The 18,274-nt window shown below is 76.2% G+C and carries 15 protein-coding genes, 1 tRNA gene and 1 pseudogene; 11 read left to right on the top strand and 6 right to left on the bottom strand.

Features of this window, described 5'->3' with window-relative positions; translation table 11 throughout:
• Window positions 1-430 precede the first annotated feature (430 nt).
• Window positions 431-1,672: an HAD-IA family hydrolase gene (locus ACFWXO_RS29090; protein WP_380527199.1), complete on the top strand. Its 1,242-nt coding sequence runs from the start codon at window positions 431-433 to the stop codon at window positions 1,670-1,672.
• Between the two features lie 14 nt (window positions 1,673-1,686).
• Here the strand turns inward: ACFWXO_RS29090 and ACFWXO_RS29085 are convergent, their stop codons facing one another.
• The gene (locus tag ACFWXO_RS29085; protein ID WP_380527198.1) at window positions 1,687-2,547 is read right to left on the bottom strand and encodes a GNAT family N-acetyltransferase; all 861 of its coding nucleotides are present in this window, start codon (window positions 2,545-2,547) and stop codon (window positions 1,687-1,689) included.
• A gap of 986 nt (window positions 2,548-3,533) precedes the next feature.
• On the opposite strand from ACFWXO_RS29085, the pseudogene ACFWXO_RS29080 reads away from it, so the two are divergent.
• The 5 genes and pseudogenes from ACFWXO_RS29080 to ACFWXO_RS29060 form a co-directional block, all read left to right on the top strand.
• Window positions 3,534-4,542: pseudogene (locus ACFWXO_RS29080) on the top strand (helix-turn-helix domain-containing protein); the annotation flags it as partial.
• An 847-nt stretch (window positions 4,543-5,389) separates the two neighbouring features.
• The gene (gene orn, locus ACFWXO_RS29075; protein WP_375883407.1) at window positions 5,390-5,992 is read left to right on the top strand and encodes an oligoribonuclease; all 603 of its coding nucleotides are present in this window, start codon (window positions 5,390-5,392) and stop codon (window positions 5,990-5,992) included.
• Window positions 5,993-6,125: 133 nt separating this feature from the next.
• Window positions 6,126-6,201: transfer RNA gene (locus ACFWXO_RS29070), tRNA-His, on the top strand.
• Between the two features lie 165 nt (window positions 6,202-6,366).
• A complete protein-coding gene (locus tag ACFWXO_RS29065; protein WP_350504886.1) occupies window positions 6,367-6,813 on the top strand; it encodes a DUF4442 domain-containing protein in 447 nt (148 codons plus the stop codon).
• A gap of 110 nt (window positions 6,814-6,923) precedes the next feature.
• Complete coding sequence (locus ACFWXO_RS29060) at window positions 6,924-7,868, top strand: hypothetical protein (RefSeq protein WP_380527195.1); 945 nt, start codon at window positions 6,924-6,926, stop codon at window positions 7,866-7,868.
• Window positions 7,869-7,916: 48 nt separating this feature from the next.
• Here the strand turns inward: ACFWXO_RS29060 and ACFWXO_RS29055 are convergent, their stop codons facing one another.
• The 3 genes from ACFWXO_RS29055 to ACFWXO_RS29045 all read right to left on the bottom strand — a co-directional run bounded on the left by ACFWXO_RS29055 (window position 7,917) and on the right by ACFWXO_RS29045 (window position 10,121).
• Window positions 7,917-8,372 carry a GNAT family N-acetyltransferase gene (locus ACFWXO_RS29055; protein WP_380527193.1) on the bottom strand — a complete coding sequence of 152 codons (456 nt, stop codon included), beginning with the start codon at window positions 8,370-8,372 and terminating at the stop codon, window positions 7,917-7,919.
• 133 nt (window positions 8,373-8,505) lie between these two features.
• Complete coding sequence (locus ACFWXO_RS29050; RefSeq protein ID WP_375883398.1) at window positions 8,506-9,411, bottom strand: spermidine synthase; 906 nt, start codon at window positions 9,409-9,411, stop codon at window positions 8,506-8,508.
• 194 nt (window positions 9,412-9,605) lie between these two features.
• The gene (locus tag ACFWXO_RS29045; RefSeq protein WP_375883397.1) at window positions 9,606-10,121 is read right to left on the bottom strand and encodes a hypothetical protein; all 516 of its coding nucleotides are present in this window, start codon (window positions 10,119-10,121) and stop codon (window positions 9,606-9,608) included.
• 261 nt (window positions 10,122-10,382) lie between these two features.
• Here ACFWXO_RS29045 and ACFWXO_RS29040 point away from each other — a divergent pair, with 261 nt between their 5' ends.
• On the top strand, window positions 10,383-12,026 hold the full coding sequence (locus tag ACFWXO_RS29040; RefSeq protein WP_380527191.1) for a tetratricopeptide repeat protein: 1,644 nt from the start codon (window positions 10,383-10,385) through the stop codon (window positions 12,024-12,026).
• 40 nt (window positions 12,027-12,066) lie between these two features.
• Here the strand turns inward: ACFWXO_RS29040 and ACFWXO_RS29035 are convergent, their stop codons facing one another.
• On the bottom strand, window positions 12,067-12,723 hold the full coding sequence (locus tag ACFWXO_RS29035) for a histidine phosphatase family protein (protein ID WP_375883391.1): 657 nt from the start codon (window positions 12,721-12,723) through the stop codon (window positions 12,067-12,069).
• A gap of 153 nt (window positions 12,724-12,876) precedes the next feature.
• Between ACFWXO_RS29035 and ACFWXO_RS29030 the strand changes: the two genes are divergently transcribed.
• Genes ACFWXO_RS29030 through ACFWXO_RS29020 form a run of 3 tightly spaced genes read left to right on the top strand, consistent with a single transcriptional unit; the run spans window position 12,877 to window position 17,125 of the window.
• Window positions 12,877-14,145: a hypothetical protein gene (locus ACFWXO_RS29030; RefSeq protein WP_380527189.1), complete on the top strand. Its 1,269-nt coding sequence runs from the start codon at window positions 12,877-12,879 to the stop codon at window positions 14,143-14,145.
• Entirely contained in the window at window positions 14,142-15,764 is a 1,623-nt protein-coding gene (locus ACFWXO_RS29025) for a hypothetical protein (protein ID WP_380527187.1), read from the top strand. Before ACFWXO_RS29030 ends, ACFWXO_RS29025 begins: the two co-directional genes overlap by 4 nt.
• Window positions 15,764-17,125 carry an AAA family ATPase gene (locus tag ACFWXO_RS29020; protein WP_380527185.1) on the top strand — a complete coding sequence of 454 codons (1,362 nt, stop codon included), beginning with the start codon at window positions 15,764-15,766 and terminating at the stop codon, window positions 17,123-17,125. Before ACFWXO_RS29025 ends, ACFWXO_RS29020 begins: the two co-directional genes overlap by 1 nt.
• 14 nt (window positions 17,126-17,139) lie before the next feature.
• Here the strand turns inward: ACFWXO_RS29020 and ACFWXO_RS29015 are convergent, their stop codons facing one another.
• Window positions 17,140-17,448, bottom strand: coding sequence for a hypothetical protein (locus ACFWXO_RS29015; RefSeq protein ID WP_380407075.1), 309 nt, complete (start codon window positions 17,446-17,448; stop codon window positions 17,140-17,142).
• Between the two features lie 284 nt (window positions 17,449-17,732).
• On the opposite strand from ACFWXO_RS29015, the gene ACFWXO_RS29010 reads away from it, so the two are divergent.
• Window positions 17,733-18,089, top strand: a complete 357-nt coding sequence (locus ACFWXO_RS29010) for a hypothetical protein (protein ID WP_375883340.1) — start codon at window positions 17,733-17,735, stop codon at window positions 18,087-18,089.
• Window positions 18,090-18,274 lie beyond the last annotated feature (185 nt).

Here is an 18,274-nt window from a genome sequence, read left to right as displayed (position 1 = left end):
GTCGGCGACGCGCAGCACCGTATGTGACCTTTTCCTTTCAGAGTACGACGAGCACGGGGCCCGGCCCAGCGGCGAAGCCCCGGAGCGGCGTTGTTCCCGCGAAAGGAGGATGCGCCCGCCGTGGCAGTGCGCCCTGCCCGCAGGCGATCGCGCCCCCCTCCAGAACGGAGGTTCTAAGGAGCTTGACTGAGCGGGCCCAGTGGCGCAACAGGCCCGCCGGACACCGTGACCGGACTGTCATGGATTGGCGACGATCCGTTGCGGAATGTCGCCAACCGTTACGTCCCACGGATCCCGGCCTGCTCACCGGCCCGCCCAGGCCCGCCCCGTCCATCCGGTGTCCGGGTCCTTTCAGCCACTTCGTACGGCTTCGCGACGCGGTCTGGCATTTGCCAGGTGCATGGGCCGGGCCGCTGGCACCATGCTCGGCATGCCGCTGCTCCTGTTCGACCTCGACAACACGCTGCTCCCCCGGGACGCCGCCTTCCGGGCCTGGGCGCGGGACTTCCTGTCCGAACACCACCTGCCGCCCGGGGACCTCGACTGGTTCGTCACCCTCGACGGGGGCGGCTACGTGCCGCGCAGCACCGTACTGTCCGCGGTCCGGCGCCGCTATGGCCTGGACGCCTCGCTCGAGTTCCTGCTCGCGCACTTCCGACGCGGCATCAACTCGCACATCCACTGCCCGCCCCGGACGGTGGAGGCGCTGCGGACCGCGCGGGCGGCCGGGTGGACCCTCGGCATCGTCTCCAACGGCGGCACCCGGCCGCAGTTGGAGAAGATCCGGCGGACCGGGCTGGGGCCGCTGGTCGACGGCTGGGTGATCTCGGAGGAGGCCGACTGCGTCAAACCGGACCCGCTGATCTTCGAGATAGCCGCCCGGCGGTGCGGCATCCGACCGGCCGGGGACTGGACGGCGCACACCTGGATGGTCGGGGACCACGCGCCCGCCGACATCGCCGGTGCCGAACTGGCCGGGCTGCGCAGCGTCTGGCTGCACCACGGCCGACCGTGGGCGGAGAACGGCTACCGGCCCACGCTGAAAGCGGCCGGGATCCCGGAGGCCGTCGGCCTGGTGCTGTCCGCACGCAACGCACCCTCCGCACGCAACGCGCCCTCCACGCGCACGGGCGCCCGGCCGGGGGTGCGCGCGGGTGGGTCCGGGCGGCAGCAGGCGGCCACCGTGCCCGCCCGTGCGACGGCGCAACTCGGCGCACGGACCGGCGCACGTGTCACGGCGACCGCCCTGGAGGGTCCGAGTGCGCCCGTTCCCGTGAGCGTCGGGACGGCCGTCGCCCCGGTTGCCGGGGCCGGGTCCGGTGTCCGAAACCGATCAGGCGGGTTTGCCGCGATCGCCGACGGCCTCCAACGCCCGGGAGCGCGCCGGGGGCCGGACGCCGGGGCGGCCGGGGACCTGCGGACGGGCGGTGGGGCGGAGCCGGGCGCGAACCGCGACCGGTCGTTCGCGCCGGGGCGGTCAACCCCCTTCCGCAGCGCGGCTGGTGGGGCGGGTGGAGCCGAAGGTGCTGGTGGAACGGGTGGTACGGGCAGTGCGGGTGGGGCAGGAGATATGGACGGGACGGGTGGGACGGGGCCTGCCCGTACGGTGTTCGCCGTGGCGCCCGCCGTCGCAGAGGTCGTCGCCGTGGTCGCCGCGGCGGTCGCCGGGTAGCGCGGGCCCGCAGGTCAGCCTCTCGGTGAGGTCCTGGTCCACCACCAGGTAGGACCCTGTCCGGTGAACCCGAGCTTGCGGTAGAGCGGTTCACCGACCGAGGTGGCGACCAGGGTGGCCGGGCGGTCCGGGTGGGCATGGGTCAGCGCGGCCTCCAGCACGGCCCGGGCCACGCCCCTTCCGCGCTGGTCGGGCAGGGTGGCCACCCAGTACACCCCGGTGGCGGTGCCGTCGTCGTAGGTGAGGCAGGCACCGGCCGGTGCTCCGTCGACGCGGCCGAGCCAGGCCCGGCAGCCGGGTTCGGCGAGCAGCCGCTCCGGGAGGGCTTCGCCGCGGGTCCAGGGCTGTCGGGCGGGCAGCGGGAAACCGTCCACGACGATGCGTTCCACCAGCGCGAGGGCGTCGCCATCCGATGCCTCATCAACCGTCAGGAGGGCGCCGTCGTGCGCCGTCGAGACGAAGGGCAGCCCGGCGTCCGGGCCGTCGACCGCCGCGCCGTCGACCGCCGGGCCGTCGGCCACCGAGCCGGCGGCGGTCACACCGCCGACCGGTCCGGGCTCCCGGGCCATCACCGGCATGAGCGGCATCAGGACGGCTCCGAGGTGGGTCAGGTCGAGCCCGCCGTACGGGTCCTCCAGGGTGAAGCGGATGGTGCCCCACTCGGCCTGGAGCTCGGCCAACTGCCGTTCCAACACGGCTGGTTCGGCGTAGGGGCGGGTGACCACGAAGCGCTGGGAGTCGTCCGGGGTGCGGGCGCAGCGGACGGCCGTGAGGCCCGGTCTGACGCGGGAGTGCCAGCCGTGCGCACGGGCTTGGGCGAGCCAGAAGGCGGCGGCGTTGTCGTTGGCCTGTTCGAGCCGGCGGTCGGTGTTCACGGCAGGAACGTAGCCGGGCCGCGGGGGTAACGGTCCGCCCGTCCTGGCACTGGCCGGATGAAGCCTGGGAGGCGCACGGCCGGTGCCCGTGCGCCCTCCCGTGCACCGCCGATTTTCGGTCAATTTCGCGCCACGTGCTCCGCCTTGGGCAAATCCGCAGCCCAGACCCGCCGACCGGGCGCCCGGAAGCCGGACACCCCAGGAACCGTCCTGCGACAACCAGCCACCGTTGTACCGGCCCTCTTCCCAGAAGGGTCGACGGGTGCCACGCTTCGTGATCGAATGCATCACGCCAAATTGCCATGTCGACATAGCGTCGGATGGTGAACTTGTCACAACGGCAACGGTCCACCCGATAGATTTCGATCTTGGCCAGCAGTGCCGCACCACCCACACCACACCACCGAGGGGGCTTGAGCGCCTTGAGCAGGGTGAGCAGGAGCGACGCGGGTCCTGACAGCGGCCAGGCGCCGACCGGCACCGCGAGTCGGCCCGTGAGAAGCACCGGCACCTCCGCGATCGCCGCCACCACCCGCGCCTCCGGCATCCCGAGCCCCTCGGGCCACGCCTCGCACTCCCCCTATCCCGCCGTGCCGTCCGCAGCCCCCGGCCACTCCCCGGTCGAGCACGGCGGCCCCGCCCCGTACGGCACGCAGCCGGCCCCGGGCGGGCATCAGAGCGGGTACCAGGGTGGGTACCCGGGTGGCTACCCGAACCCCGCCGGACAGCCCGTCAGCCGAGGCCCCGTCAACCCCGGCCACGGCGCGGCGCACGGCGCGGGCCAGCCCCACGGCGGCCCCGCGCAGCCCTACGGCGACTACCCGGGCTACCCCGGCCACCCGGCCTACCCCGCCACCGGCGCGGCCCCGGGGCTGAACGGTTCCGGCGCCGGCCCGCTCGGCGGCGGCGGCCTGGCCCTGGGCACCGCCCCCGGCCACGGCCCGCTGGGCCACGGCGCCCCGGGCGGCAACGGCTCCGCGGGCGCGCTGGCGACCATCGGTTCCCCGCGCAAGCTGTCCGGCCGGCGCCGCCGGGAGACCGTCGCGGTGCTGATCTTCGGCGGCGCACCGATCTTCGAGAGCTCGATCCCGCTCTCCGTCTTCGGCGTGGACCGCCAGGACGCCGGGGTGCCCCGCTACCGACTGCTGGTCTGCGCCGGGGAGGAGGGACCGCTGGCCACCACGGGCGGCCTGACCCTCTCCGCTCCGTACGGGCTGGAGGCGCTCGCCCGGGCCGGCACGATCGTCGTACCGGCCTGGCGCTCGATCTCCCAGCCGCCCCCGGTCGAGGCGATCACCGCCCTGCGCAAGGCCCACCACGAGGGCGCGCGGATCATCGGCCTCTGCACCGGTGCGTTCGTGCTCGCCGCAGCCGGCCTGCTGGACGGCCGCCCGGCGACCACCCACTGGATGTACGCGCCGACCCTGGCCAAGCGGTACCCGCGGGTGCACGTGGACCCGCGGGAGCTGTTCGTGGACGACGGCGACGTGCTGACCTCGGCCGGCACCGCCGCCGGCATCGACCTGTGCCTGCACGTGGTGCGCAGCGACCACGGCGCCGAGGCCGCCAACGCGCTGGCCCGCCGCCTGGTGGTGCCCAGTCGCCGCAGCGGCGGAGGACAGGCCCAGTACATCGATCAGTCTTTACCGGAGGAGATCGGCAACGACCCGTTGGCCGAGGTCGTCACCTGGGCGCTGGAGAACCTCAACCAGCAGTTCGACGTCGAGGTGCTGGCGGCCCGTGCCTACATGAGCCGGCGCACCTTCGACCGCCGTTTCCGCACGCTCACCGGCAGTGCGCCACTGCAGTGGCTGATCACCCAGCGGGTGCTCCAGGCACAGCGGCTGCTGGAGACGTCGGAGCTGTCGGTGGACGACGTGGCGCGCCGGTGCGGGTTCCGGTCGCCGGTCGCGCTGCGCGGGCACTTCCGCCGTCAGCTCGGGGTCTCCCCGGCCGCGTACCGGACCAGCTACCGGGCGCGCCGCCCCGGGCAGCAGACGCCGACCCCGGCGGCCGACATCCGGCTGCCCGGCGCCCTGTCGCACGCGGCGGCCGCGGCGGGCGGCGGGCTGTTCGGCGGCGCGGGGCACGGCGGGCCGCAGGGCCACCCGTACCCGGCCGGTCCGGGCGCCCAGGGGCAGGCCGGCCAGCCGGGCCAGCACGGGCAGCCGGTCGGTCACGGACAGCAGGTGCCGCACGGACAGGCCGGTCCGTACGGTCCGGGGCAGGCCGGGACGCCGGCCGCCCAGGGCTTCCACGGCCGGGCGGGCCAGCCGTACCCGCACCAGCAGGCCGCGCAGCAGCCGCACCCCGGGCAGCAGGGTGCGGCGCGCGGTCCGGTGCGGTCTCCGCTGGTGCCGCCGCAGGCCGGTCCGGGTGCGGGGCGTCCGCCGCGCACCGCCGAGCACGCGGCGGCCGAGGACGGCCACCCCCAGCCGGGGGCGCGCGGTCAGGGCCAGGGGCACCGCAGCGCGGACGGGCGCCCCGGTGACGAGCCGGGCGCGGCCGGACGGGCGCACGGTGCCCCGGGCGGCCGGGTTCCGACGGGTGCCGCCGGTCAGCCGGCGACCGGGGCGGGTGAGCTCCGGGGCCGGCAGGCGCGGGCTCCCCAGGTCCGCGCACCGGGCGCCCGGGTGACCGCGGCGGACGGGGCACGGGCGGCGCGCGAGGCACGCCCCGGGCGGGAGGGCCACCCGGTCCGCACCGGCCGGGAGGGCGAGCGCCCGGACGGCCCCGGCACGCACGACGGGGCGGAGGAACACCAGGCCGACGGCTGCGCTCCGGCACCCCGGTCGGCTCCTCCGGTCCCCGCGGCGCGTGATCGCGCCGTAGGGTGAGTTGCGTGAATGACCGTTTGGTATGGATCGACTGTGAAATGACCGGCCTCGACCTCGACCGGGACGCCCTGGTCGAGGTCGCGGTGCTGGTGACGGACTCCGAGCTGAACATCCTCGGCGAGGGCGTGGACGTCATCATCCGCCCCCCGGCGGAGGCCCTGGCGAACATGCCGGAGGTGGTGCGCGCGATGCACACCTCCTCCGGCCTGCTGGAGGAGCTGGAGCAGGGCGTGACCCTGGCCGAGGCCGAGGAGCGGGTCCTGGCGTACGTGCGCGAGCACGTGCCGGAGGCCGGGAAGACGCCGCTGTGCGGCAACTCGGTGGCCACCGACCGCGGCTTCCTGGCCCGGGACATGCCGGCCCTGGAGAAGCACCTGCACTACCGGATCGTGGACGTCTCCTCGATCAAGGAGCTGGCCCGCCGCTGGTACCCGAAGGCGTACTACAACAGCCCGCCGAAGGGCGGGAACCACCGGGCGCTCGCGGACATCCGGGAGAGCATCGACGAACTGCGCTACTACCGCGAGGCGGTGTTCGTGCCGCAGCCCGGCCCGGACGCCGAGACGGCGCGCGGGATCGCGGAGAAGTACCGGGCCGCGACCGACTGACCGGGTCGTCGCGGGGTCGGAGGGGGTGCCGCCGTCGGCCGGGACGGAACCCCGGCGCGAGCACCCTCTCGGATCCTGTACAGTTCTTCCTGTCGGAACGGGAACGCGGAAGCGGGAACGGACCGGACAGATGGTGGGTATAGCTCAGTTGGTAGAGCACCTGGTTGTGGTCCAGGTGGCCGCGGGTTCGAGTCCCGTTACTCACCCCAGAGCCCGAGGGGCCGATCTCTTCAAGAGATCGGCCCCTCGGGCGTTTTCGCGTTCTCGCATCGTCTCGCGTTCTCCGATCGGGCGTGGGTTCAGTTGTGCCCGGCGGTCCGGGTTTTCCGGTCCGCCCCTGCCGCAACAAGCTACCGGCTAGTAACATCGTCGCCATGACCACTCCTTCGATCGGCCAGATGCTCGACGCCACCGTGCCGATGGCGCACACCCTCAAGCTCGAGTACCTGGAGACCACCCCGGACCGCGCCGTGCTCCGGCTGCCCGACCAGCCCGCGTACCACAACCACGTCGGCGGCCCGCACGCCGGCGCGATGTTCACCCTCGCCGAGTCCGCCAGCGGCTGCATCGTGCTGGCCGCCTTCGGGGACCAGCTCTCCCGGGCCGTGCCGCTCGCCGTGAACGCCGAGATCGCCTACAAGAAGCTGGCGATGGGCGAGGTCACCGCCACCGCCGTGCTCGGCCGCCCGGCCGCCGAGGTGGTCGCCGAGCTGGACGCCGGCGGCCGCCCCGAGTTCCCGGTCACCGTCGAGATCACCCGCGCCGACGGCGCCGTCACCGGTGTGATGACGGTCACCTGGACCCTGCGTCCCAACTCCTGACCGCCGCGCGGCCGGTGGCCCCGGGGGACAGCGCCCCGGGGCCACCTGCGCGATGACTGTCCGTGACGGCGGCCGTGACCTCACCGCCCGCCCGCTCGTTCTCAACTCACGTGCGAGCCAATCACGCGACCGAGCCCCAGGAACCCGCCGCCCGCGGCGTCGCCGGAGCACGGCGAGCGGCCGCCCGGTGGTTGCCCCGCCCGCGCACCGTCGCCGCCGGCGGGGCCCTGCTCGCCCAGCTCTGGGGCGTCGGCGCCCCCGGCGCGTACGCGGCCACCGCCGGACCCCCCTCGGAGCAGCCCCGGCCGGCCGTCCGCCGGGCCGCGCACGGCGGGCCCGCGCTCGACGGGCCGTCAGCCGTCCGCCCGGTCGGGCCGGGGCAGCACGGCGGCGCGGACCCCGGCCGCTCCCCCGGTCCGGTCGGCGAACCGAGCGGCGGCGAACCGGCCGACGGTGAACGGACCGGCGGCGCCCGGACCGGCGGCGAGCCGGCGGGCAGCCCGACCGACGGGGCCGCGGGGGTGGTCGACGGTGTCCTCCAGGAGCGCATCCGGGCCGGCGGGCTGCCGCTGCCCGGCCAGGGCACTGCCGTCCCCGACGCCTTCGCCCTCGCCTCCGGTCTGCTCGGCGGTGTCCCCGCCCAGGACCGCCCCACCGGGACCCGCGCCTCCCGCGAGGGCGAACCGGCCGCACTGCCGGTCGCCCCCCGCCCCCGGTCCGGCCGCACCACCGGCGCCGACGACCCGAACGCGCCGGACCGGCCCGGAACGGCCGGGGCGGTGGGGACACCCCTCGTCCGGGAAGCCGCGGCGCACGAGGGGCCGGGCTCGACGGCACCCGCCGGGACGGCCGGTACGGCGACCCCCGCCGCGACCCCGACCGCCCCCGCGGGCACCGGGACGCCCGAGGCCCTCGCCCTCGCCGACACCGCGACCGTGACCGCCGCGGAGGACGGCACCGCCACCGCGACCGCCGTACTGGCCCCCATCGCCGCCGGACTGCTGCTCACCGGCGCGGCGATGTTCAAGCACCGCGGACTGCCGCGCGGGCACTGAGCCGCCCCGGCCGCGCGGGCTCAGAGGTCAGGGCTCAGGCGTCAGGGCTCAGGGCCCCAGCTCCACCGCCAGCAGCGGGAGTTCACGCCCGGGTATCGAGCCGGACAGCGTACTGCCGATCCGGACGGCGCCCATCGCCAGGTAGAAGGGCTCGGCGTTCGGGTCGGCGTCGACGGTGAAGCGGCGCAGGCCGAGGGCCCGGGCCCGGTCGCGGACCTCCTCGAACAGGGCCCGGCCGACGCCGCGGCCGATCCGGTCCGGCTCCACGTAGAGCAGGTCCAGCTCGCCGGACGGCGGGGCGCCGGTCAACGCGGCGAACCCCAGCACCCGGCCGCCCTCCTCGGCCACCAGCGTCGACGCCCGTTCGACGGCGGCCGCGTCCAGGGTCAACTCCTCCCGGCAGGCGGCCATGAAGGCCTCGTCGTAACCCCAGTACGCCTTGGCCCGCAGGCCGATGGCGGTGAGCAGCTCCGCCTCGTCCGGGCGGGCGGATCGGATGCGCATGCGGCCCCCTCGCGTCGACAGCGGTCCGGCTGCGGCCAGTGTGCGCCGCAACCGGACCGCACACCAACGGATTTACCGCACGACGGACGGCACCGGAGGACACCGGCACCGGAGGACACCGGCACCGGCACCGTCAGCGGAAGACGCCCGGCGGCGGCGCCGGGGAGGGCGCCGCGGTGGCGTCCGTGGCAGGGATGGCGCCGGCCGTGAAGTCGGCCAGGGCGCGGCCGTGTTCGACCCGGCCGAGGGAGGCGTCGGAGGCGACCCGGCGGGTCAGGTCGGCGATCGGGAGCGGGGTGTGGGCGGCGGCCAGGATGAGGTTCCCGAAGCGCTTGCCGCGCAGCACGGCCGGGTCGGCGGTCAGGGCCAGCTCGGGGAAGACCGCGCCGAGGGTCGCGACCTGGGAGCGGGCGAAGGGCAGCGCGCCGCCGTCGGCGATGTTGGCGGCGTACCAGCCGCCGGGGGCGAGGGCACGGGCCGCGAGGGTGGTGAACTCGACCGTGGTGCAGTGGGCCGGGGTGCGGGCGCCGGAGAAGACATCGGTGATGACCAGGTCGACGCTGCCCTCGGGGGTGCGTTCCAGCACGTCGCGGGCGTCCCCGCCGCGGACCTTGATCTGCCAGCCGCGCTCCAGGGGGAGTTCGGCGCGGACGAGTTCGGTGAGCGCGGTGTCGATCTCGGCGACCTGCTGGCGTGAGCGCGGCCGGGTGGCGGCCGCGTAGCGGGCCAGGGTGAGCGCGCCGCCGCCCAGGTGCAGGACGGTCAGCGGGCGGCCGGGCGGCGCGACCAGGTCGATCAGGTGGCCGAGCCGGCGCTGGTACTCGAAGCCCAGGTGGGTGGGGTCGGCGAGGTCGACCAGGGACTGCGGGGCGCCGTCCACCAGCAGCGTCCAGGCGTGCGGGCGGTCGCGGTCGGGGCGCAGTTCGGCCAGTCCGGAGCCGACCTGGCGGGTCAGCGGCCCCTGGGCGTGGGTACGGCCGTCCGCGCCGGTGGCGAGCTCCGGTTCGGGGCTTCGCGCGGCCCTGTTGCTTCGTCCCATGGAGGCCATTATCGCCGGACAGCGACACGGGCCGGGAGTCCCCGGACGGCGACACGGGCCGGGAGTCCCCGGACGGCGACAGAGGCAGGCGTCCGGGCAGGTCACCGCCGAGCGGGCGCCCCCTGGTCCGGGGGCGTGCCACGGGGATCCGGTCGGAGGCGTACGGGCCCGGCCTGATCCGCGCGGCACGCCCGCTAGAACGGGCCGAGGCCGCCCGCGGTGAGCGTGCAGGCGGCCTCGCAGAGGGCGGAGCGGAGCACCCAGGCGTCGGTGGGGCGGGTGGCGCGGCCGGTTCCGGTGGGCGGGATCACCCAGCGCGGGTCGGTGGCGCCGGGCACCAGGGCGCCGGCCGTACAGGAGCTGCCGGGCAGGTGCCAGGTCTCCCAGGTGCCGGCCGGGACGAGGAAGGAGACGGTGCTGCCGTTGCGGCTCTGCAGGACGGCCCCGCAGGCGCGGCGCAGCCTGAGGATGTCGACGGCCTCCAGGCCGTGCCGCAGGGCGACCGTCACCGTGTCGCAGCCGGTGAGGAGGGTGTCCTCGGCCGGGACGACGGCGTCCCGGCGCAGTCCGCCGCAGGAGCCCCGGCCGCCCTCGACCGGGCCCCGGCCGGGGAACCGGTCGTCGGCGGGGTCGGGGAGCAGGGCGGGGACGGCGGCGGCGAGCACGCCCCCGGCGACGGGTCGGTGCTGCGGCAGTCCGGTGGCCATCATGGGCCCTCCTGTACCTCGTCGGTTCGGAAGCCCTGCCGCCGGGTGTGGGGCCGCGGGGCGGGGACGGGCCGGGGGGACGGCCTGGGCTTCCACGTATCAGGACAACGCCGCGGGACCGCCGGAGGCCACGGGGCGCATTACAGCAAGGCATGGCATTTCATGGCGGATATCCGACAACAATGCCCGCTTTGCACCGGATTGACCGGAGATGTCGCACCAACCGAATGTGTCCGACCGGTGACTCCGAGTACTCTCGGCGCCATGGCAGCCACCCCACCGGCCGAGCCGAACCGACCGTCCCCCAACACCGTGATGCGCGCACTGCGCGGCGACCGCTCACCGGGCGAGTTCGCCACGGCCGTCCGCCGCGCCGCCCGCGAGATCGGCGAGCACGTGTCCTGCGACGCCCGCTACGTCGGACGGGTCGAGTCCGGTGAGATCCGCTGCCCCAACTACGCCTACGAGCGGGTGTTCCGGCACATGTGGCCGGGATGCACGCTCACCGACCTCGGCTTCGCCCCCCGCACCGCCGTCCGCCGCCGCTCGGCGAACGGCGGCGGGGCGTCCGCCGGGGCGGCCGCGCTCCACCTCCCGGTCCATCCACCGTTCCCGCCCCTGCCCGCCCCGCGCTCACCACTCTCCACTCAACTCCCGTACGCTGCCTCGCCGTACGCGGATCCAACCGCTCCGGACGGGCCCCCGTGGCCGATGGCCGGCGCGGTGCCCAGGGGGCCCGATGGATCGCCCTATCTCGACGAGGAGAACGACGACGTGCGTCGCCGTACGTTCCTGGCCGGCGGCACCACCGCGCTGGCCACCGTGATCGGCATCGACCGGCCGGCCGCCGCCGGCCCGGTCACCCCTGCTGTCACCGCCACCGGCCCCGGCTTCGGCCCGGCGCCCGGCCGATCCGCCTTCCCCGGTGCGGAGTTCACCGCGCCCGCACTGCACGGCGCCGATCCGGTGGTGTTCGGGCGCCCCGGGCCGGTGCCGCCGCTGCGCAAGGTCGGCGCCGCCGAGGTGTTCGGCGTCGAACAGGCCGTCCGGGACATCAGACTGGCCGACGACGCCCACGGCGCGGACGCCCTGTACGAACTCGCCGGACAGTCCCTGCGCACCGCCTACGTCCTGCTCAACGAGGGCGAGTACAGCGCCGAGACCGAGCGCCGGCTCCAGGCCGGGGCCGGTGAACTGGCCATCTCGGTGGGCTGGTTGGCACACGACTCGAACCGGCTGGCGGACGCCCGCTCGTTCTACGCCGAGGCGCTCGCCACCGCCCGGATGGCCGGGGACTCCGCCCTGGAGGCGCACGTCTTCTGCAACAGCGCCTTCCTCGCCCGGGACGCCGGACGCCCGCGCGAGGCGCTGCGCGCCGCACAGGCCGGGCAGTCCGCCGCCCGGGAGGTGGACTCCGCCCGGCTGCTCGCCCTGCTCGCCATGCGCGAGGCCGGCGCCTGGGCCGTGCTGCGGGACCGTTCCGCCTGCGAACGCGCGATCGGCCGGGCCTACGCGCTGTTCGACCGGGGGCCGTCGGAGACCGACCCGGAGTGGATGTCCTTCTTCGGCGAGGCGGAGATCGCCGGGCTGCAGTCGCAGTGCTGGTCCGCCCTGGAGGACTGGGACCGGGCCAGCGAGCAGGCCGCGCTGGCCATAGCGCTCCAGGAGCCGCACTTCGTCCGCAACCGGGTGCTGTACACCGCCGAACTGGCCCACGACCGGCTGGGCCGGGGGGACTTGACGGGGGCGGCGCACCACGGCTCGGCCGCCGTCGCACTGTTCGGCGAGGTCCGCTCGGCCCGGATCCGCAGCATGCTGGCGGACACCGCGGGGCGGCTGCGGCAGCACGCCTCGGTCGCCGAGGTCCGCCGCTTCCTGATCGGCTACGACCGGGCCGCGGCGGCCTGAGCGGACCGACGACCGCCGTGACGGGTCGTCACCACCGGCCTCAGTGGCCCGCGTTCAGCCCCTCCAGGTGGGACAGGTCGTTCCAGACCTCCACCGCCGGGGCGCCGTACTCCCAGGACAGCACGCACAGCGCCGCCGTACCGAGCTTGAACCGCTGGGCGAACTCGGGCGGCAGGCCCAGCCAGCGGGCGGCCAGGATGCGCAGCAGGTGGCCGTGCGCGAACAGGACGACGTCCCGGTCGGCGCAGTGCATCTCGGTGGTGTCCGACTCCGGGACGCCGTGCTCCTCGTTGAGTCCGGCCAGGAAGGCGTCCACCCGGGCGGCGACGTCGGAGAGCTTCTCGCCGCCGGGCACGCCGTCGCGCCAGATCAGCCAGCCGGGGTGGTCGGTGGCCCGGATGTCGGCGCCGGTGCGGCCCTCGTACTGCCCGTAGTCCCACTCCAGCAGTTCGGGGCGGTCGACCGCGCGGTCGCCGAAGCCGGCCAGCGCGCAGGTCTCCTTCGCGCGGCCGAGCGGGCTGGTGTAGACGAGCGCGTCCGGCAGGCCGTTCCAGGGGGCCTCGGCGAGTCGGGCGCCGAGCGCCCGGGCCATCGCCCGGCCCTCCTCGGTCAGCGGGATGTCGGTGCGGCCGGTGTGACGGCCGGTGGCCGACCACTCGGTCTCACCGTGGCGGACCAGCACGATTCGGGCGGGCATGGCAGGCTCCTCGCAACGGGGCGGTCAACGGTCGGTCTCACCCTTGAGCACCGGGCTCCATGATCCCCCACCGGCACGGCGGCCACGATCGCGGGCCCCGGCCGCCCGGTCCGCACCGCGTTGTCGGACCCGGATGCGACACTGGGCCGCACCATGAACGTCTCGACGAACGTCCCGCTCGGCGGGCCCGCTGAGCCGCTCGCCCTGCGGCTCGCCGAGCTGCGCGGACCGGCCCCGCAGCGCAGTCTGAACGCCCGCTCCCTCGCCGCCCTGGCCGCCAATCCGGGCTGCCACCGCCGCGCCGTCCTGGACGCGGCCGGAGTGGACAAGTCGGTGCTGGCCGCCCGGCTCGGCCGCCCCGCCCCCTTCGGGCAGTCCCCGTTCGCGATCGCCCGCGGCCTGGTCTTCGAGTCCCGGCTGAAGGCGGACGACCACGCCGCCCTGCTGGAGCCGCTCCGCGCCCACCTCGGCGTCCCCGCGGACGACCGCACCCCGCTGCTGGTCCCGGACCTGCTGCACCGCTCCGGCCCGGCCGTCCGCGCCGACCGGACGGCCGAGGCGCTGGCCCGGGCCGCCGCCGACCCGGACGCCTGGACGCTGCTGGACCACCCGATGCTGCGGCTCGCCGTCGCCGGCAGCACCGCCTACCTGGAACCGGACGCCCTGGTGGTGCACGGCGGGCGGTGCACGGTGGTCGAGATCAAGTCCTTCCCGGTGCTGGACGGCAGTGCGGACCCGGCCAAGGTCGGCGCCGCCGCCCGCCAGGCCGCCGTGTACGTGCTGGCGCTCCAGCACGCCGCCGCCGCGGCCGCCGGGCTGCCGCTCGCCGACGACCCGTACACCGAGCAGCGGCTGCCGGGCAGCCCCCGCACCACCGTGCTGCTGGTCTGCCCGAAGGACTTCGGCAACCGGCCGACCGCGGTCGCCGTCGACGTCCGCCGCGAGCTGGCCACCACCCGCCGCCAGTTGAGCCGGATGACGGGCATCGGCCGGCTGCTGGAGGCGCTGCCGCCCGGCACCGACTTCGACCTGGCCGCCGACCAGGACGGCGCCCCGGCCCGCAGCACCGAACAGCTGACCGCCTCGGTCGAGGCGGTGCCCGCCGCCTACAGCCCGGACTGCCTCTCCACCTGCGAACTCGGCTTCCACTGCCGCGCCCGGGCCCGCCGCGACGACCGGGTCGAGCAGCTCGGCCGGGGCGTGCGCGGCGAGCTGGGCGACCTCCGGACGGTCACCGAGGCCCTGGCCGCCGCGGCCGGCGCCGGGGGCTCGAACGGCGAGGACGGCGAGGCCAGCGAGGACAGGAACGGGGACGGGGACGGGGACGGGGACGGCGAGGACGGCGACGGCGCGCACGAGGCGGCCGCACGCCTGGCCTACGCCGCCGCCCTGCGCGCGGAAGCCCTGGGCGGGACCGCATGAGCCTGCTGACCACCCTCGCCCGGCTGGAGGCCGTCCGCAGCGGGCAGGCCGAGCCGCTGGCCACCGTCCGGCACCGGCACCTGTCGGAGCGCCCGATGGTGGTCGTCCCGCTGACCGCCGCCGGTGAGGCCGGCGCGCCGCTGGCCGTCCTGCTGGGCACCGACCGGGACGCGCCCCGGCTGCACCTGGTGCCGCAGCCGCTCAACCGCACGCTCCGGTTCGACTACCTGGCCGCGCTCGCCGCCGACCTGCTGCCCTACCTGGAGTCCTTCGGCACGGACGTCGAACAGATCGAGGGCTCCGAGAAGGACCCGGAGAGCGGCGAGAAGACCCAGGTGTTCCGGGAGTTGTGCACGGACGCGCCGCAGCTGATCGTGCCCAACGGCGGGGGCGTGCACCACCTCGCCCTGATCGGCCGCTCCACCCGCTTCCGCCGCACCGCCGAGGACGCCGACCCGGGCCCCCACCCGGCACCGCTGCGGGTGCCGCTGCTCGGCCGCTGGCTGACCCACCTCACCGACCGCGCCCAGGTGCCCGGTTCCAGCCTGCTGCTGCCGATGACCGGCCTGCTCGCCCGGCACTGGGCCACCGGCCAGAGCCACCTGGAGGACCAGCACCTGGCGGCCCGGCTGGCCTGGCACGCTCCGCCGCCGGGGCTGACCGGGGCCAGGGCGGCCGAACTGGCCGAGTCCGCCCGCGACGAGCACGGCCAACTCGTGCACCCGCCGGCCGGTCCGGCCACCGACCCGGCCTTCGACGAAGGGGTGCTGGCCCCGGCGATCGCCCGCTACGACGCGGCCGTCAACGCGCTGCAGCACAGCACCGAGCAGCGCGACGAGGCCGCCGCCGAGCGCGCCCGGGCGGCCGTCCGCGCGGCGGTCGAACAGCTGGAGCGGGCGCTGTCCGCCGTCCTCCTCCCGACCTGGCGGGACGTCTGGCGGGGCCTGGACCTGCTGCGCGCCCTGCCGCCGGCCGGCCACCTGGAGGAGCGCTGGACCGGCGACCGCTGGTCCTACACCGGCCACCGGGACCGCCTGGCGGCCGGCGAGCCCCCGCAGCCCCGGCAGGACGACGCCGTCACCGCGGCCCGCAAACTCGCCCAGCGCGAGCGCGAGCAGGCCCGGCTGGACGTCCAGGAGGCCCTGGACGACCCGCTGGCGATGGCCGAACACCGGCTGTCCGGCGAGGCGTTCAGCGGGGTGGTGACGGAGGTGGTGCCGGACTACGACACCACCGGCCGCTCCCCCAAGCCGCGCCCGCTGGTCACCCTGCGCACCACCGACCGCCCGCACGCCGACCTCGGCCGGGAGGCGCACCGGGTGCACGGCCCTACGGCGCAGAAGGCGCGGATCGTGGCGGTCGACCCGGCCGAGGGCACCATCACACTGCGGGTGCTGTCCGGCATGGGCCGCAAGAAGGAGCCGGAGCCGGGCAGCCTGCCCGAGCCCGGCGAACCGGTCACCTTCACCCTGTTCGAGCTGACGGTCCGCCAGTCCGCGCCGCTGCCCGAACCGGACGACACCCCGTGGACCCACGGCGGCCCGCCGGGCGCCGCCCCGGCCCCGCCGTCCACCGCACCGTCCGCCACCGCCGCTGTCGCCGTCGAGGAGTGGGAGTGATGGCCGAACCGATCGACGCGCAGTCCCCGGGGGCGGCCGCCGACGCCGCCGTGGCCCGGATCCTGGCGGCCACCGTCCACCCCGCGGTCGGCGCGCCGCGCGGCGTGGTGGTGGACTCCCCGCCCGGTGCCGGGAAGTCGACCCTGGTGGTGCGGGCGGCCCGGGAGCTGGTGGCGGCCGGCGAGCGGCTGATGGTCGTCGCCCAGACGAACGGCCAGGTGGACGACCTGGTCGGCCGGCTGGCCGAGAAGGCACCGGACTTGACGATCGGCCGACTGCACGCGGCGGACTCCCGCCCCGGCCCGGAGGTGCTCCGGCACGCCAATGTCACGCCCTCCGACAAGGTCGCCGACCTGGTCGAGCACGACGTGGTGATCTCCACCGCCGCGAAGTGGCAGTGGGTGCGGGCCGAGGCGCCGTGGCGACACGCGATCGTCGACGAGGCGTACCAGATGCGCTCGGACGCCCTGCTGGCGGTGGCCCGACTGTTCGAGCGCGCGCTGTTCGTCGGTGACCCGGGCCAGCTGGACCCGTTCACCGTGGTCGGCACCGAGCAGTGGGCGGGCCTGTCCTACGACCCCTCCAGCAGCGCGGTGGTGACGATGCTGGCGCACAACCCGCAGATCGAGCCGCACCGGCTGCCGGTCTCCTGGCGGCTGCCGGCCAGCGCGGCGCCGCTGATCTCCCGGGCGTTCTACCCGTACACGCCGTTCCGCTCCGGCACCGGCCCGGACGACCGCGGGCTGACCCCGGCCGTCCGCCCGGACGGCTCGGCGCTGGACGCGGTGATCGACCGGGCGGCCGAGCACGGCTGGGCGCTGCTGGAGCTGCCCGCCCGGCACACCGTGCGGACCGACCCGCAGGCGGTGGCGGCCGTCGCGGCGGCCGTGCGGCGACTGCTGGAGCGCGGGCTGACCGCCCGCTCCGAGCAGGGCGAGGCGCCGCTCACCCCGGACCGGATCGCCGTCGGCACGGCGCACCGGGACCAGGCGGCGGCGGTCCGGGCGGCCCTGCTCAAGGTGGGCGTCCCGGTGGACGGCACGGTCGGGCCGGCCGTCACGGTGGACACCGCGAACCGGTTGCAGGGCCGGGAGTACGACGTCACCGTGGTGCTGCACCCGCTCTCCGGGCGCCCCGACGCGACCGCCTTCCACCTGGAGACCGGCCGGCTCTGCGTGCTCGCCTCCCGGCACCGGCACGCGTGCATCGTGGTCGCCCGGGCCGGGATCGCCGAACTGCTGGACGAGCACCCGTCGACCGAGCCGGTCCAGCTCGGGGTCCCGGTGGCCTTCCCGGACGGCTGGGAGGCCAACCACCAGGTCCTCCAGCACCTCGGCGGCCACCGGGTCCGGCTGAGGTAGCCGGTCGTGGACGGTCAGTCCTCGGTCTCGCAGACCGCGAAGGCCACCACGGACCCGTGCGCGGCCTGGGCGCTCCAGCCGGTGGCGTCGGCGGTCGGCCCGCTGGCGCGCACCGGGCCGTCGGCATCGGGCTGGAGCCGGTAGCCGCCGCCGGTCAGGTGGGTGCCGTTCGGGCAGGTGGCCGTGGAGGTGCCGCCCGGGCTGCTGGGCGGCCCGGTGACGACCTTCGCCGTCTCCGCCGCGGCGGCCGGGGCGGCGGGGACGAGGACGGCCGGGACGAGGACGGCGGCGGCCAGCAGGAGGCCGGTGGACAGTGCGCGCATGGGGTACTCCCGGTTCGGTGGACGGTGCTGCTCGACGGCCGCCGCTCGGCGGGTGCTTCCCGGCCCGCCGGGCGGCCGCCGTACCCGGTACAACCGGTTCGCATGCGACCTGGAAGCGCGGCGCCCGGGTCACCGCCCCGGCGCGCGCCCGGGAATAGCGCCTGCACGCGCACCGTTCCGCTACCGGCCGCCGCCGCGAGACAATGGACGACGGCCACGACCGGGCGGCGCGGCCCGGAGCAGCCCGCCGCCCTCCCTCACCGAGACCCCGGAGGTGTCCGTCCATGCCCGACTCCCCCGCCGAGACGCCCGAGCCCACCAGGCGCCTGCGCCCCGCGCAGCTCCTGTTCGAGCCGCAGGCTGCCGAACCGGAGCCGGAACGATTCTTCGACCTGGAGTCGATCGACGACCCCGCCGAGCTGCTGCGCCGCTCCACCGAGCTGGCCCTGGCCTTCCGGGCCGCCGCCGAGCGGGCCACCGACTTCCAGGCCGTCGCCGCCGCACAGCTGGCCGACCCGCGCCGGTTCGACGCGCTGTCGGACACCGAGGTCGCCGAGCGCGCGGACTGGACCCCGGACTACGCGGCCAAGATGATCGAGTACGGCCGAGGCCTGATCCAGCCGCGCCGCCACGAGGACTGACCCAGCCCCTCGAACCCCGCCCCTCGAACCCCGCCCCTCGAACCCCGCCCCTCGCGTCCCGCCCCGGCCCCTTCCGCAGACCCTCCCCGGGGGGGGGGGGGGGGGCGGCGGGCGGGGGGGGGGGGGGGGCGCGCCCGCCGCGGCGGCGCGCGCGGCGCGGGCGCGCCCGCGCGCGGCGGCCCCGC

This window comes from Kitasatospora sp. NPDC059088, assembly GCF_042738155.1.
Classification (GTDB): domain Bacteria; phylum Actinomycetota; class Actinomycetes; order Streptomycetales; family Streptomycetaceae; genus Kitasatospora.
Note: the sequence above shows the minus strand (reverse complement) of the source record. Positions and strands in the feature narration are given on the sequence as shown.